At 59.6% G+C, this 14,736-nt stretch carries 18 protein-coding genes and 1 pseudogene; 3 read left to right on the top strand and 16 right to left on the bottom strand.

The annotated features are described in order from the left end of the window. The 5 genes from QEN43_RS09750 to QEN43_RS09730 all read right to left on the bottom strand — a co-directional run bounded on the left by QEN43_RS09750 (nucleotide 1) and on the right by QEN43_RS09730 (nucleotide 4,027). Entirely contained in the window at nucleotides 1-279 is a 279-nt protein-coding gene (locus QEN43_RS09750; RefSeq protein ID WP_026611640.1) for a DUF5666 domain-containing protein, read from the bottom strand. 142 nt (nucleotides 280-421) lie between these two features. Next, nucleotides 422-736: a DUF190 domain-containing protein gene (locus tag QEN43_RS09745; RefSeq protein WP_026611641.1), complete on the bottom strand. Its 315-nt coding sequence runs from the start codon at nucleotides 734-736 to the stop codon at nucleotides 422-424. After that, nucleotides 712-1,422 (bottom strand): fluoride efflux transporter CrcB, encoded by a 711-nt coding sequence (gene crcB / locus QEN43_RS09740; protein WP_235726687.1) that lies wholly within the window; start codon nucleotides 1,420-1,422, stop codon nucleotides 712-714. Before crcB ends, QEN43_RS09745 begins: the two co-directional genes overlap by 25 nt. A 973-nt stretch (nucleotides 1,423-2,395) precedes the next feature. Then, nucleotides 2,396-3,331, bottom strand: a complete 936-nt coding sequence (locus tag QEN43_RS09735; RefSeq protein ID WP_317964048.1) for a methionyl-tRNA formyltransferase — start codon at nucleotides 3,329-3,331, stop codon at nucleotides 2,396-2,398. Between the two features lie 339 nt (nucleotides 3,332-3,670). Next, entirely contained in the window at nucleotides 3,671-4,027 is a 357-nt protein-coding gene (locus QEN43_RS09730) for a YceK/YidQ family lipoprotein (protein ID WP_051331979.1), read from the bottom strand. Nucleotides 4,028-4,477: 450 nt separating this feature from the next. Here QEN43_RS09730 and QEN43_RS09725 point away from each other — a divergent pair, with 450 nt between their 5' ends. Further along, nucleotides 4,478-4,996, top strand: coding sequence for a DUF2507 domain-containing protein (locus QEN43_RS09725; protein ID WP_162144345.1), 519 nt, complete (start codon nucleotides 4,478-4,480; stop codon nucleotides 4,994-4,996). Nucleotides 4,997-5,226: 230 nt separating this feature from the next. On the opposite strand, the gene QEN43_RS09720 is transcribed toward QEN43_RS09725, so the two are convergent. Beyond that, nucleotides 5,227-5,448 (bottom strand): GDCCVxC domain-containing (seleno)protein, encoded by a 222-nt coding sequence (locus tag QEN43_RS09720; protein ID WP_077728551.1) that lies wholly within the window; start codon nucleotides 5,446-5,448, stop codon nucleotides 5,227-5,229. Nucleotides 5,449-5,455: 7 nt separating this feature from the next. Then, nucleotides 5,456-6,099, bottom strand: a pseudogene (gene merP, locus QEN43_RS21760) (mercury resistance system periplasmic binding protein MerP). A 79-nt stretch (nucleotides 6,100-6,178) separates the two neighbouring features. Between merP and QEN43_RS09705 the strand changes: the two are divergent. Next, nucleotides 6,179-6,502: a YnfA family protein gene (locus QEN43_RS09705; protein ID WP_026611648.1), complete on the top strand. Its 324-nt coding sequence runs from the start codon at nucleotides 6,179-6,181 to the stop codon at nucleotides 6,500-6,502. Continuing rightward, nucleotides 6,499-6,900, top strand: a complete 402-nt coding sequence (gene merR / locus QEN43_RS09700; protein ID WP_026611649.1) for an Hg(II)-responsive transcriptional regulator — start codon at nucleotides 6,499-6,501, stop codon at nucleotides 6,898-6,900. Before QEN43_RS09705 ends, merR begins: the two co-directional genes overlap by 4 nt. A gap of 327 nt (nucleotides 6,901-7,227) precedes the next feature. On the opposite strand, the gene QEN43_RS09695 is transcribed toward merR, so the two are convergent. The 9 genes from QEN43_RS09695 to QEN43_RS09655 form a co-directional block, all read right to left on the bottom strand. After that, nucleotides 7,228-8,916 carry an FAD-dependent oxidoreductase gene (locus QEN43_RS09695; RefSeq protein ID WP_317964047.1) on the bottom strand — a complete coding sequence of 563 codons (1,689 nt, stop codon included), beginning with the start codon at nucleotides 8,914-8,916 and terminating at the stop codon, nucleotides 7,228-7,230. Nucleotides 8,917-9,329: 413 nt separating this feature from the next. Then, nucleotides 9,330-9,881, bottom strand: a complete 552-nt coding sequence (locus tag QEN43_RS09690; RefSeq protein ID WP_026611652.1) for an NADPH-dependent FMN reductase — start codon at nucleotides 9,879-9,881, stop codon at nucleotides 9,330-9,332. Nucleotides 9,882-10,112: 231 nt separating this feature from the next. Continuing rightward, the gene (locus tag QEN43_RS09685; protein ID WP_026611653.1) at nucleotides 10,113-10,532 is read right to left on the bottom strand and encodes a hypothetical protein; all 420 of its coding nucleotides are present in this window, start codon (nucleotides 10,530-10,532) and stop codon (nucleotides 10,113-10,115) included. Nucleotides 10,533-10,792: 260 nt separating this feature from the next. After that, complete coding sequence (locus QEN43_RS09680) at nucleotides 10,793-11,329, bottom strand: aspartate carbamoyltransferase (RefSeq protein WP_317964046.1); 537 nt, start codon at nucleotides 11,327-11,329, stop codon at nucleotides 10,793-10,795. 19 nt (nucleotides 11,330-11,348) lie between these two features. Continuing rightward, nucleotides 11,349-12,185, bottom strand: coding sequence for a class I SAM-dependent methyltransferase (locus QEN43_RS09675; protein WP_026611655.1), 837 nt, complete (start codon nucleotides 12,183-12,185; stop codon nucleotides 11,349-11,351). Further along, a complete protein-coding gene (arsB, locus tag QEN43_RS09670) occupies nucleotides 12,182-13,252 on the bottom strand; it encodes an ACR3 family arsenite efflux transporter (RefSeq protein ID WP_317964071.1) in 1,071 nt (356 codons plus the stop codon). The genes QEN43_RS09675 and arsB overlap by 4 nt, the downstream gene beginning before the upstream one ends. A gap of 89 nt (nucleotides 13,253-13,341) precedes the next feature. Continuing rightward, entirely contained in the window at nucleotides 13,342-13,833 is a 492-nt protein-coding gene (locus tag QEN43_RS09665) for an arsenate reductase ArsC (RefSeq protein ID WP_396662715.1), read from the bottom strand. 11 nt (nucleotides 13,834-13,844) lie between these two features. Next, the gene (locus tag QEN43_RS09660; protein WP_317964045.1) at nucleotides 13,845-14,273 is read right to left on the bottom strand and encodes an ArsI/CadI family heavy metal resistance metalloenzyme; all 429 of its coding nucleotides are present in this window, start codon (nucleotides 14,271-14,273) and stop codon (nucleotides 13,845-13,847) included. Then, nucleotides 14,270-14,599, bottom strand: coding sequence for an ArsR/SmtB family transcription factor (locus tag QEN43_RS09655; protein ID WP_317964044.1), 330 nt, complete (start codon nucleotides 14,597-14,599; stop codon nucleotides 14,270-14,272). The genes QEN43_RS09660 and QEN43_RS09655 overlap by 4 nt, the downstream gene beginning before the upstream one ends. Nucleotides 14,600-14,736 lie beyond the last annotated feature (137 nt).

Below are 14,736 nucleotides of genomic sequence, written 5' to 3'. Positions count from 1 at the left end.
CTACTTCCGGCACTTGTACGACTCTTCGGTCTCGATCTCCTTGACCGTATCGCCCTTGTATTCGACCTCGACACAAGCTCCGACTACCAAGGGACCGTCGTCTTCCTCCAATTTGGTTTGTTCCGTCACCGCGACCTGCCGCCCCCCGATCGTCCAGGTGCCCACCTTTCCTTCGGGGCGGCTTTCGAGGATGCCGTAGAACTCCTCGCCCGCTTGAATTCCGGGCGAGATCCAGAGCATGGCGCTCGCCGTAACCAGTATGCTGATCAGCCGTTTCATCGTTCTCTCCTTATTTGAATGGCCTCAATATTTGGACAATGGTCGAGCGATGATGATTCCTAGACCCGAATCGATATGATCGTTATGTCTCCACGCTTCTTGGTGGGACGGACGAACCCGTGCCGCGGTCGCCGACGGCCGATCAATTCGTCTGCGTATGGCGCACTCCCGACCAGGTGACGACATGGTTCAGATCCAAGCGCCGCAGCAGTTTTTCGATCGCGGCATCCACCCGGTCCGGGGCGTCGTAAAATTCGACCACCAGGGGCGAATCTAGAGACAGGTCGGCCAGCGAGCTGGTGCGTACCTTTCCGTCCTTGCCGAATCCGGTAATCCCGCGCAGTACGGTTACGCCGGCAACTCTTTCTTCGTCGTGCAGGATGTTCATGATCTTGGACAGAAGGTGCTCGCCTTCGTGTAGATAAATCCGCGCTATGGTGACTTGCTGATGTGCCATAACCAGTTTCCGATGAGTTCGCCCAGCCAGATTGTCCCAGCGCCGAGCAACGCGTTCACGGCGAAGATGCTCAATAGACCTTGAAACTCCGCTCGAATTTCAGGCAATCGGAACGCGAGCCACAAGGTTGTCGCCAAAGTCATGATACCGAGCAGACAGATCAAGACAATCGCGCGATAAGGCGCGGAAATGTCGAAGTGAAGAAAAACGAATTCGGACAACGTCGCCAGGGTAAAGGCGATCGTCAGCGCGAGCGCCAGGCCACCGTACGGAAAACCGTGCCCTAGCCAAGGATAGAGATCGGCAGCGAAGATTTGCCGGCCCAGCACCAGTCCGATCCACACCGCCGCGAGACATAACACAGTACTCAAGACGATATTCAGGCCGGCTTTGGCCATCTGGCCTTCCTCGAACAGATACAAGGTTTCGATGGCGAAGGTCGAGAAGGTCGTGTAGGCGCCCAAGAATCCGACGAGAATCGCCGCCCGATATTCGACGGCAAGTGGGAATCGCTGCAGTATCAGTTCGGTAAGAAGCCCCATCAGGAACGAACCCGATACGTTCACGAATAGGGTGCCGTGCGGAAAGCCCCGGCCTAGCCAGGCGTAAATGCCGGTAGCGACCAAGTAGCGCGCCACGGCTCCGAGCGAACCGCCCAAGGCAATGGCGAAGAGTTGGCTCATCATCCCCAACTCGAAGCCCGAATCATCGGCACGATTCCGGCGATGGCCGAAGACTGTTGGTATTTTTCTTCGGTGTACGTGTGAAGCATGTTGTCAGTCAGCAAAAAACAGTGCGCAAACTGCCGGTTGAATCGCATTTTCGGCCATAGATACATCGCTTTGCGGGAGGCATGAACATCCCCCTGGGTTGGGTGTGATCGGCTTTTACGGCTTGAGCCGGCAGGCTTTGAGTGAGCAAGAAACCCTAGCGTCTGAACGTTGCCCTGGCCGGTCTGTCTCCGCAAAGCTTTTTACCCGGCATTGTAAATCATCTAATTCGGGGAAGCGCCCAAACTAATGGCGGATGAGCCGAAGATTCAACGTCCAAATTTACGACATTTGGAGCATTTTCTAATCGGGCGTAAGGCATGGCTGAATCGTCCCGTATGGCGCGCCCGAGCATCGTCGGCTGGAGGCGGAATTGCCCAAAGGGGCACGCGAGGGACCGTGTGCGGCGACAGAGATACAGGGACGTGCCTTCTGTCGCCCCTCGGCTCCAGCCGGCGACGCGCAGGATCAGCGCGCCATCCGGGTGCCCGCTGATTCGCACCGTCCCTGGCGCGAACCCTGCGGGCGCGCTTCGCGCGTCCAAATGCGTTCCCGACACATTTGTCTTTGGGCACGCAAAGACAAACTCGCCGGGAGCGACCATTCCGCTGGGAGCGGAATGGGACGAACGACGTTCGCCCGAAGGGCGGCGTCCAGGACAGGAGGCTGTCACTGGACAGCCGAAGGCTGGCCCGAAGGGCAAACCCCATGGGCTTGCCTTGGCGCTCCCGAGGCAAGCGGGTGTCCAGGGAAGGACACCCAGGACTTGTGGGCGCAGCCCCACAAGGGGTTTGCACAAGTAACTCGCCGGCGGGGCGAGACCCGCGTCAAATTCACTCGCTGCCGCAGGCCGCTTCCTTTTCGAGCGTCCATCAGTGATGAAAACGCTTTATCCGCCCAGTCTATCGATATCCGAGAGTGCTTCGGCTGGCGCTACCCGTCTGCCGTCGACCGTAATCAGGTCGAGCCGAAGCCACGCATCCGCGCATGAGACCCACGCCTCGTCTCCGGAGATCTTGGCGATCGTTCCCGGAGGCGCGGAACTCGGCTCTCCCGTCGGCGAGGTTTTCACGATTCCGATTTCGCGATCGCCGGCCCGCGTTTTGGGCGCTCCCCATGGAGACGGGAAGGGGAAATAACAAAAGGCACGGACCATGCGGTCGATGTCGGCGGCGGGTCGATCCCAGGAGATGGCGCCGCCCTCCGGGATAATTCTGCCGAAGTATTCGCGCTGAGTGAGATCTTGCTCGATATTCGGAATCGATGCCGGGTCGAGAGCGGCCGCGTCAACCAGGGTGAACAGGAGAGCGAGGCCCTCCGCCACGCAGCGCAGTCCCACCGACAGAGCGGTATCGCTTTCGGTCAGGTCGAAGAGCGTTTGATAGGCAATGGGGCCTGTATCGATGCCCGCCAGCATGCGGTGAACGGTGACCCCGTAGCGGCGTTCGCCGCGGAGGATCGCCCAGCCCGGCGCGTAGAGGCCGGCATACCGCGGTAGGGGACCTGGGTGCAGGTTGAACGCCCCGATTCGGGGAGACTCCAGGATCGCGCCATTCACGATATGGAGCGAGTGGACATTGAGAAAGAGGTCCACGTCCTCTTTGCGGAAGATATCGGCAAGAGCGGCGTCTTTGACGGTCGAGGCGGGTAACAGCGGATGTCCGCGGGCTTCGGCGTACGACCACAAGGCCGATCCGTGCGTCCCTGGAGGAGAGGTGAGCACCAGAGCGATCCGATGTCCGCTCTGGTCCAAAGCCTTCAAGATACGGAGCCCCGCTCCTTCCTCGGCCGCGAGAACGATATTCAAGCGAAATCGAGCGCTCATGGCCGCCATTCCGTGGCTTCCGGCGCAAGGTATGCCATCATCATGAGTAGTCCCTTACAGCATGAGTTTCTGTGGGCTTTATCGCCCACACGCCTTGAGCATGCGCGCCCTGAAGGCCGCTGTCAACTCGTCGGCTGGTGCCGATTAGGTAGCGCGGCTATCGAGTCAACCATGTGTTACTTTGTGTTATTTTGCGAGTTCCCGCGACGAGGATATGTGAAAAGAGCAGCTCGGGCATTCCTGCGTGGGTACGGACGGGATCGACCGAGGATCGGGCGAATTTCGTTGCCGGATCGCAATACGGCTCCGCTTTTTTGCCGATGGGCTGCGACGGTTCTTTTATCCTCCGACGTCCTCGGGGCCAGGGATCGGACGTCCTTCCGACGGGACGCGGATTTCGTCGGCAGGGCGCGGGTTGCGAATGCGGTACCAGTCGTACGGCAGCACGAACGTATCGAAGATGGCCGAAAAAGGCAGATCGAAAACGAGAACGGATGTCACAAGCCCGTTGATCCATCCCGGCGCCGAACGCTCACCCTTGAATATGCCGCCGATCTCTCTCACGTCCTGCCGAACGCCGGGATAAACCGCCCAATCGTTTTGGAGTACCTCGGTCCTCGCACGTATGCTGGAACATCCGTCGGCGAAGGCGATCACGAGAACAAGAGCGGCCCATTTTCGAACGTCAGCTTTCATCGCGTTTCCTTATTTTTTAAACGAAATACATGTATCACGGTTATCCGGAAGCCGAACTGTCCATGATGGGTCGGACGAGCTGTCCGATCCCGGCAAAGCAATGAGAGGGGGTGGCAAAGGCTTCCTGATTGAAGGCGGTCTCCCGGCGGAAATCCCGATTCCATTGTTGTGTGTCGAGATCTGCAGATTCCGCCGTAGGGGCGAGCGTCATCGCTATGAAGCTATGGCAAATTTGCTCTGGATGTCAAATTTCGTCTTTGCCGGCGTTATCGTAACCGGGCCGGGTCAGCTCCGACATTTCGGCATTTTCATCTATGCTTGAGCTAGACCAGTGAGACGGGGATGTGCCGGATGGCTGTGCACTGACGCAGGACAAGGGAAATGAGCGTTTTCTCTAGGTGTTTGTCGCACCACCGAAGCAGCGATCGCGCAGAAGAGGACCATCGTTTTATGAATTCGACAACTCCACCAACGGACCCGGCGAAAGTGCTCCAAGCCGGGTACCCTACGGTCGACATCGCAAACGCTTTGAAGATTGTGCGTCCCAATCTCGGCAACGATGCCGGCGTGGCGCTTTTCAGATTGCTGAGACTGGTGGCCATCGAGGACATACTCGGCAGGGGTGCTTCGGCCATGGCTTATTACGCCGGCAAGAAGTTGGGCAAGGAGCTCGGAATCGTCAAGCTCGAAGACTTTCTCGGACTCTGCGCGACCCTTAAGATCGGGATCATAGAAGTCCCCGTGCTGGCCAAGGACAAGGTGCATGTCGATGTCTACGAATGTGTCACGTGCAGCGGCCTCCAGCCCGTGGGGCGTCCGCTCTGCCATTTCGAGGGCGGGTTGATCGCCGGGGTCGTCGAGCACGTCACGCAAAGGCGCACCCAGGCCGTGGAAGTCACATGCATCGGCGGGCTGGGCGACCGCAGCTGCGGCTTCGATCTCGAACTCCAGGGCGAACTTATCAAATAGTCAGGCTTTGGCGCTTTCCCGCCCATCTCTCCGATTGGCCAGCCTCTGCCGTACGCGTCGGCGGGCGTTTCATCGACTCGAGCGTACATCAGCGATGAAGGCGCACGAGATAAAAAGGCTCAGCCCCTGGCAGGCTCCAACACCGAGCTCTTCGGCTTCGCTCAGGACAGACTCGTCGGGCGCTCAGGGGCGATCTCCCGGTTTTTGCGAAGAACGATCGGAATCCCTCATCAGCCGCAACATCCCCCATGCTTGCGGTGTTCCTGTACCGGCGGGCATTTTACCGATCCGTAGGAACAGAACACGCAGCAATCCCCGGCTTCGGGACGCAGCAGCGTCTTGCAGTTGGTGCATTCGTAATAGAACTGGCAAGCATCCGTCGGCATGGTTTCCAGCCTAGCAAAACCGCATGCGGGACATGTGAGAAGGGATTCGAGAATGACTGTGCTCATGGTCGTCCTAGGGGTGAAGAGTCGATGGGTAGCCGGCGTCCGTAGTCGCCTTGGTAAGTGCGGCCGGGCTGGTCCGATCCGGATCGTAAGTGACCGTAGCTGTTTTCCGGTCGAAATCGATTTTGGCGTCTGTTACGCCCGGTACCTGTTCCAACGCCTTGCTGACGGTAATCGGGCAGACCGCACAACTCATGTTTTGCACATCGAGCACGACGGTGTGTGGTTCCCCGGAAAACGTTACCAGTGGCAGCCACGCGATCGCGAGCGTGATGATCTGGCGCATCGTTGTGTCCTCCTATTCAGTCAGTAGAAAAGTGGTGCGATCCATGGTCCGGCCATGAGCCCGAGCGATAACAAGCTGACTACCCAGAAGGTCAGACGCTGTTGCTTGATGATCGAGGCGGCGCGGCAGGCTGAGGTGGGTTCGCAGACCTGAGGTGTGAGGTAAAGCTTGCGGAATGCCAGAGCGATGAACAGCAGCGCAGCCGCCACAAAAAGGGGGCGGAAAGGCTGCAAGGCGGTTAAGCCGCTGATCCAGGCGCCGCCGATGCCCAAGGAGAGCAGGAGCAAGGGTCCGAGACAACACAGCGAGGCGCCGATTGCGGCCATCGCGCCAATCATCAGCGAGCTTTTTGCGTTCAGTGAGGACATTTTGCATCTCCAAACCGGTAGTGTTGGCTTGAGTCTAAATGCCGTACCATGGTACGGAATCAAGCGGTTTTTTGACGAGATGACCACTTCTCTGTTTTTTACCCTGGCTGCCTTCTTCGAAATCGCTGGCTGCTTTGCTTTCTGGAGTGTCTGGAGGTTGGGCAAGCCTTGGCCGTGGCTCAATGCCGGCATCGTCAGCCTATGCCTGTTCGCCTGGTTGTTGACCCGAGTCGAAGTCGAGGCGGCGGGCCGGGCCTATGCGGTCTATGGCGGCGTGTACATCGCCGCTTCGCTGGCGTGGCTTTGGTGGGTCGAAGGCCATCGGCCCGATCATTGGGACATCATCGGGGCGACTGTTTGTCTGGTGGGGGCGGCCATCATCCTGTGGGGGCCGCGATCATGAAGGCGCCGACATTCACCATTGGACGCCTGGCCAAGCAAGCCGGAGTGAACGTGGAAACCGTCCGCTATTATCAGCGGAGAGGGTTGTTGGATCAGCCCGACAAACCGCTGGACGGAGCGCGTCGCTACCCCGTGACTGCGGTCGAACGGATCCGGTTCATCAAGCGGGCGCAGGCGCTGGGATTCACTCTGGAAGAAATCGCCGTATTGCTTCGGCTCGATGAAGCCTGCGCCTGCTCTGAAACGCGGGAACTGGCCGTGCGTAAGCTAGCCCTGATCGAGCGTAAGCTCGCTGATTTGAGCGCCATGCGCGATGTCCTGAAAGAACTCGTGCATCAATGCGATGAAGGAGCGGGACAAACCCCTTGTCCGATCATCCGGTCCCTGGCGCAGAATTAGGAGATCGCTCCGAACCGCTGCTTGCCTTGCCCGGGCCATCGATAACAAATACCAAGAATCGCGCCTCGCTGCTCGCCCGCGAACGCCGGCAGGCCTGACGGATTTTCAGGCCGAAATCATCGCCGAGGTGCCGAAATACGGCGGCCTCTTCGCCAACTCCGTCCGCCAAGTTGTCAGAAGCTGCCAGTGGCGGATAAACGCGGATGACTTTGCACGCCCAGGCCCCGCGATACCTAAAAGCCAATGAAGCGCCTATACGGGGCTCTCATCGAATGCTTACGATTTGAAAAGAGACCCTGGTTGGCCTTTGCGGACGGCTGTGCTCAACTACCATCGATTACCGGCCCGTATCCGGGCCTGATAAGTCTGCATCCCACCGGAAAGCACCTTGACCTGAAAACCGTTCTGCGCCAATAGCCGGAAGGCGTAATAAGCGCGTTGTCCGACGCCGCAGATCAGCCAGATGTCCCGGTCGCGGGGCAATTCGTGAAGCCGATCGCGCAGGGTTTCGAGAGGCAGGTTTCGTGCATTCGGGACGTGGCTGCCGGCAAACTCGGTTTCGTTTCGAACGTCCACCAGCAGGGCAGGGGTGGTTGCGAGTTGGTCCCAATCCGCCAGGGGCAAGTCCCCGCGCAGATGGTTGGCTGCGATCATGCCGGCGAGATTGACGGGGTCCTTGGCGGCGCCGAACTGGGGCGCATAGCAAAGCTCCAGATCTTCCAGGTCGAACACCGAAGCTCCCTGCATCATGGCCGTCGCGATCACATCGATGCGCCGTGCCACATCGAGTTCGCCCACGGCTTGGGCGCCGAGAATTCTGCCGTCGGCTTTGGAGAAAAGCAGTTTCATGTGGATCGGCCTGGCACCGGGGAAATAGCTCGCATGGTGGCCGGGATGCAGGTAGATCATTTGATAGTTCATGCCGGCTCGCCTGAGCAGTTTTTCGTTGGCGCCGGTGCAGGCGATGGTGAGACCGAATACTTCACACACGGCGGTTCCGAGCACGCCATCGAATTTCAGGGGCGGCTGATTATCGTCGTTGCGATCGAAATGATGAAGAATGGCGGTGGCCGCGACGCGCCCTTGCCGATTGGCGGGACCGGCCAAGGGAACGAGCTGCCATTCCCCGGTGACGAGATTCTTCACCTCGACCACGTCGCCTACCGCCCAGATGGCGGGATCGCTGGTGCGCATGTACTCGTCGACGCGGATACCGCCGAGGGCGCCGAGTTCCAGGCCGGCCTCGGCCGCGAGTGCCGATTCCGGACGCACGCCGATGCCGAGGATGACCATGTCGGCGGAAAGGGTGCAGCCCTTGGATGTCAGCACGTTCAAGCCGCGTTCGGGGTGTTTCTCGAAAGCCGAGACGCCCTCGCCCAGTCTCAGGCAGACACCGCGGGATTTCAGCCTTTCGGCGGCATAGGCCGCCATCTCGGGATCCAGCGGCGGCAAGACCTGATCGGCCAATTCCAGCAAAATCACCTCGAGCCCCAGCCCGACCAGATTCTCGGCCATTTCGAGACCTATGAATCCTCCGCCCACGATCAGCGCACGCGAAGCTCTGGCCGTTGCAGTCTTGATCTTCCGGCTGTCCGGAATGGTGCGCAGTACGTGGATGCCGGGCAGGTCGATTCCGGGCAAAGGCGGTCGGACGGGTTTGGCACCGGTCGCGAGGACCAGCGCGTCATAAGGTTCCTGCCGCACCGCGCCGGTTTTGAGATCGCGCGCCTCGATCGTTTTGGAGTGACGATCGATGCGGGTGACCTCGGTTTCGGTGTGCACGTCGATGTTGAAACGGTTCCGGAAGTCCTCGGGACTCACCACCAGCAGCTTGGCTTCCGATGCGATCACGTCGCCCACGAAATAGGGCAGGCCGCAGTTGGCGAAGGACACATGCGGTCCGCGCTCGAATACGAGAATGTCGCAGGTCTCGCAGAGCCGGCGCGCCCGAGCCGCGCAGGTGGCGCCGCCGGCGACGCCGCCGACGATGAGGATGCGTTTTTTCGGGGTGTTCATGAAAAATCTCCGGGGCGAATCAGGATTTGCCATGGGCACTCGCGGGCGGAGGACCGAGGCGAAGCGATCATTGTAGCCTTCGCGGCACGGAGACCAAACCGCTCGCCCTCGACCCGGGGCGGTGAAGCCGCCGCTCCGGCGGCCGAGGGGCGCGCGGAATTTTGGTACGGCCGCTAATCAGGGACGGTTTCGCCGGGCGTGGCGCCAGGCGGCCGCGGGTTTTCGGCTTTCGCGGTCAACGCTATCGGCCGAAACGATCTTCCCTCTGGCGGCCGTTTCCGTCATCGGAGACCCGGTCTCGACCGGAAACTTTCGGAGTGTTGCCGACACCGCCGATGTACTGCGGGCATGTTTTTCATCATCCGCGAAAACAAGACCCAAGCGGGTCTTGCTTGCGGTGCGGGTTTTACGAATCAGCCGGCGTGCTTTTTCACCCAGGCAACATACCGGTCCATCCAGTCTTGCAGAAAATCCTTGCTGGCTGCACCGATATTTCCGTCTTCATCGAACAGCCCTTCCCGGACTTGAATGAACGCTTCCGGCTGCCCCAGTGCCGGCACATCCAGGTAGGCGAGAACATTGCGCAGATGCTGTTGCGCTATGGCCGTGCCGATCGCGCCGATCGATGCCCCCAACACGCCGGCGGGCTTGCCCGCCCAGGCGTTCTGGCCATAGGGGCGCGATGCATGGTCGATGGCGTTCTTGAGCACTCCGGGAATAGATCGGTTGTATTCGGGCGTGACGAACAGCAGTCCTTGGGCAGCTTTGATCTCGTTCTTTAGCCGCTTGACCGGCTCGGCCTGATTCCCGTCATCATCCTGGTTGTAGAGCGGCAAGTCGTCGATTTTCAGCTGCTTGAACGAGAATTCCGCGGGCGCAAGCCTGATGACGGCGTCCGCCAGCTTGCGGTTGAACGATTCCTTGCGAAGGCTGCCGACGATGACGGCGATCTGATATCCGCTCATGATGATCTCCTTCATTGACTCTATCGGGCTCGTAGAAGCTGAGGACCCATCTCCCGCATGTCGCTTTAGTCGCGTCTCTTGTCGACGAAGCGTGCGTAAGAGCTAAGGACGTAGGCTGGGTCGAGGAACGAAACCCGGCATTTTGAGTCCGTTATCGTCCCAGCCTACTTTTACGACATCCCGAAGGGAGAAGGCGCCAAGCACCGTAAGGCAACGCTGCCTAAGTCTTAATCAATGCAGTTCTTCGATCGCGAAACGGTGGTAACGGTGCGCAAACTCGAACGGCACGCGGCGGATCACGTTTAGCGCCCGTGCGGTCTCGATATCGGTAGGCGCATAGATCAGCAGGAATGCCGAGCCTTGCTTGGCCGCGTCCAGATGGGCCTGCACGGCCTCGTCGGCCCAGCCCAATCGTGCCAGAAAGCCCGTATTCTCCGCGAGATTGTGCTGCGCGGCGGACGCCACCTCGGTACTGGAAAAAAACTGACAATCCGCCTCATCGTACCCACCGGTCATGAGATCGCGTTGCACCTGCCGAGCATCTTTCTCGTCCGGAAATGCGACCACGAGATAGCCGAGCGGATAAAAGATGCCGAATTGCGTCATTTGAGACACATCGCGCGACTCGTTACCTGGATTCTGATGGCTCATGATGCATCCTCGTAGCTTGACATTAACAGTTTATTAGACAGCCCGTTGAGCGAAACTGACCACGCGTCCGGACAAGGATTTTTTACGCCGGACGAAGCGCGGTGCTGCTCGGCGCAAGGGGAGGCGAACTCGGGAACCAAGCCTGGGCGCAATAGCGGGTTCCGTGAGAGGCGCGACGCGGTAGACCGGGAGACGAAGGAATCACGGCAATCGCGCGGAAATGCCGGGTTTCGGTCCTCAGCCCAGCTTACAGACTTCGGCTAGTTTTTGTGCATGGGGTGCATCGTCCCGTGAGGGTGTCCGGGCATGGCGTCGGGACCGTGTTCGGCGAGCTGTGCGTCGAACCAGCGGTGCACGGCGGCGATCAGGGCCGGATCGTCGGATGAATAAGCGATCTCGGCCCCGTTCGGAAGCTCGCGGTATGCCACGCGTAATTTCCCCGGCGGGGCACTCCTCAGCTCGGCGAGTCCCGGCATGTTTTCCCCATGGATGCGTGCCGGATCGGAAAAATCGCCGCGGGCGAATTCCTGGGAAATCTTCGTCAGGTGCTGGCGGATGAGTTCGATCTGTTCGGCAATGGCCGAGTCTCTGGCGACAACCTGCTGTACCCCGCCCGTTTCTGTCTTGGTGAAAACGTGCTGGGTTTGCTTGAGGTCGAAAGGCATGACTTCGGCCCCGCGTTTAGCGACTTCCTCCACTCGTTCCGGACTTGCCGTTTGTGCCGGCACGGTCGCGGACATCCCTAACACGAGAATGGCTCCGGCAAGGGCCCGAAAACCTCGATTGCAGCATTGCATGACACGATCTCCTATCAATTCATCCGCGAATGGTCCGTGTTCCTTTCGTAGCCACGGCATAAATGACATTTGTCTCGATGGCGCCGACTCGCTCCTGGCGTAGACGGGACAGACTACCCTCGCGTACACGGGCGAAGGTCTCGGCATCCAGTTGTTCCAGGGTGCCCCGGTAGCCGCTGCCCATGGCGATGGCCCACCAGTCGTCCGGCGCATTCAAGGGATGGGTGCCGGGTTCTGCGACGATGTTTTCAGTGTGAATACCGGCATCCGCGAGCATGTCCCGTAGGCCGGACGGCTCGGAAATGCGGTCCCAAGGGTTGAAGCCGCGGTGGAGATCGGGCCGTTCCTGCCGGATGAGATCCCAGAAAACGCTGTTGGCCGGCTCGAACAGATTAGGGCCCCAGGTGGTGATGGCCAGACGGCCGCCGGGCCGGACCATGCGCCATAACTCCCTTGCCGCTGTGGCCATGTCGGGGACGAAGAAGATGCCAAAGACGCAGACCACCGCGTCGAAACTGGCATCGGGATAGCCCAGGGCGAGCATGTCGTCGACCCGGAATTCGATGTTCTCCAAGCCTCTGGCGTTCGCCTTAGCCCGAGCCAGGGCAATCAGGTTTTCCGCGAGATCGGCCGCAACCACTTTGCCCTTCGGGCCTACCCGCTCCGCCGCGGGTAATGCGGAACCCCCGCTGCCGGAACAGACGTCCAGCACCCGTTCACCAGGGAGCAGGTCGAGCCGCTCTACGGTCTGCTTTCCGAAGCCGTGCCAAAAGGAACTGACGGGATGGTCGAAGTAATCGGCTGCGGCATTGTAGGCCTTGGCGGCTCGGGCTTTTGCTTCTTCCAGATCATTCATGAAAGTCTCTCCTCGATGGGTTCGGCGGTTCGGTTTTCGAGCGTGAAGTATCTTTGCCTGAAGTAAAGGGCCACCTTGACCAGGCCGATCAGCACAGGAACCTCGACCAGAGGGCCAATGACTGCGGCGAAGGCCTGCCCCGATTGGAGACCGAAAACCGCCACGGCCACGGCAATGGCCAATTCGAAGTTGTTGCTGGCGGCCGTGAACGACAGGGTGGTGCTGATCCGATACCCGGCCCCGGCCGTGGCCGACATATAAAATGTGGCCAGGAACATGATAAGGAAGTAAAGGATCAGCGGCAGAGCAATACGCGCCACATCCAGGGGCAATTGCACGATGTATTCGCCCTTGAGGGAAAACATCACCAAGATCGTGAACAGCAGGGCGATGAGGGTGAGCGGGCTGATTTTGGGGATGAATTTTTCCTCATACCATCGCCGGCCTTTGCGGCGCACCAGGACAAAGCGAGTGACCATGCCGCCAACAAAGGGAATCCCCAAATAGATCAGCACGCTTTGGGCGACCTGGAGAATGGTGATCTTGACTTCAAGCCCCGAGGCGATCCCCAGCCAGTCCGGCAAGATGGTCACGAAGATATAGGCGTAAAGCGAAAAAAACAGCATTTGGAAGATGGAGTTGAACGCCACTAGTCCCGCGCAGTATTCGGTGTCGCCCCGGGCAAGGTCGTTCCAGACCAGGACCATGGCGATGCAGCGGGCCAGGCCGATGATGATCAGACCCGCCATGTATTCGGGATAGTCGCGGAGGAACAGAATGGCTAGCGCGAACATGAGAACCGGGCCGATCACCCAGTTCTGGATCAGGGAGAGCGTCAGGACCCTGAAATTCTTGAAGACCTGTGGTAGTTCCTCGTAGCGCACCTTGGCCAGCGGCGGATACATCATCAGGATCAGACCGATGGCGATGGGAATGGAGGTGGTCCCTACCTGGAATCGGGTCAGCCATTGCGTAACGTCGGGTACGAAATAACCCAGCGCGACCCCGCCCGCCATAGCCAGGAAAATCCACAGCGTCAGAAAACGTGCTACGAAATCCAGCCGCATGCGGGGCTCGCGGGCAGACGCGGGCGGGTGAAGAGTTCGATCGGAACTGACGGATATGGGGCTGTTCATGACAGTATCTCTTAAGCTAATCAATGGGTTTCCGCGCCGATCCGATTGATTGCCTCGGTCAATTCCGACCGGGATAGCGTTTCCACTGGCAGTGCTAATAATTGGCGGATGCGCTTTTCGAGCGCGACATAGGTTGCCTCGAACGCAGCTTCGATTGTCTCGGGGCTGCCGGCGACACGGGCCGGGTCCGGCAAGCCCCAGTGCCCGCGCACCGCCGATCCCAGGTAAACCGGGCAGGCTTCTCCGGCCGCCGAATCGCAGACCGTAATCAGGATGTCGATCCGCGTACCTTCGAGCGCGTCCCAGGACTTGCTGGCATAGCCTTCGGTCGGCAGGCCGTGGCGCGCCAGCGTCGCCAGGGCGTTTGGGTTGACCCGGCCGGTCGGGTGGCTGCCGGCGCTGAAGGCGCGGAAGCGGTCCGCGCCCAGCCGGTTGATCAGGGCTTCGCCCAAAATGCTGCGGCAGGAATTGCCGGTGCAGAGTACGAGAATGTTCAGCGGACGCGGGGTCACGGGCGGCTTCCTCATTCGGCGGGTTGGCAACAGCTCGAAGCCGATTTGATTTGAATGGCCGTGTCTTTGCCGAAGGTCGGTATGTCGCTCAGGGTGTGAAAAGCCTCCCAGGCGATGCCTTGGGGATCGACCGTCCAGTATTTGTCGGACCGGGCATAGCAGCAGGCGGCCTGCTTTTGTGCAGTAACCGGCAAGGCGGCCGCGCTAAGGCCCTGGTTGACCTGCTCCAATTCCTCGCCGGAATCGACCTGGAGCCCCAGGTGATTCAGGCCGAGCCGGTTGCCACGGGCGGATATGGCGAAGTTGATACGGGGATCGTCCAGCATCCACTTGGCATAATCGTCTTTCTGGACGCTGGGTTCGGCCTGGAAAAGGGCGCTGTAGAAGCGGATGTTCTTTTCGAGATCGTCGACGGCAATATGGACATGGAATCTTTTCATGACGAATGCTCCTGTTCGGGAAGGTCGGTTGGTACGCAGGGTTTGCCGCCGCAGCAGTTTTCGGTCAGAAAGCCGAGCAGGTCGTTCATGGTCCGGAAATTGGCTGAATAAATGACGTAGCGGCTTTCCTGCCGGGATGAAACGAGACCCGCATGGGCTAGTTCCTTCATGTGGAAGGATAGCGACGAGGGCGGAATGCCCAGGGTTTCGCTGATCTTCCCGGCGGACAGTCCTTCCGGCCCGGTTTGCACCAGCAGGCGGAAAACGGCCAGACGGGATTCCTGGGCGAGCGCTGCGAGGGCATTGACGACGGATTTTATTTCCATATTTCAAAAACTATAGAAACATAAAATTATTGCAAGCGAAATTTTCGAGATCTGATCCCGAATTTGCCCGGGCATCGGCCAGAACAACGCCGTCCCGAAAGTTCCCGCTCCTCCAACGATAGCATGCAAGAGCTTGC

It is taken from the genome of Methylocaldum szegediense, from assembly GCF_949769195.1.
Taxonomy (GTDB): domain Bacteria; phylum Pseudomonadota; class Gammaproteobacteria; order Methylococcales; family Methylococcaceae; genus Methylocaldum; species Methylocaldum szegediense.
This window is presented reverse-complemented; position numbering and strand designations above follow the sequence as displayed.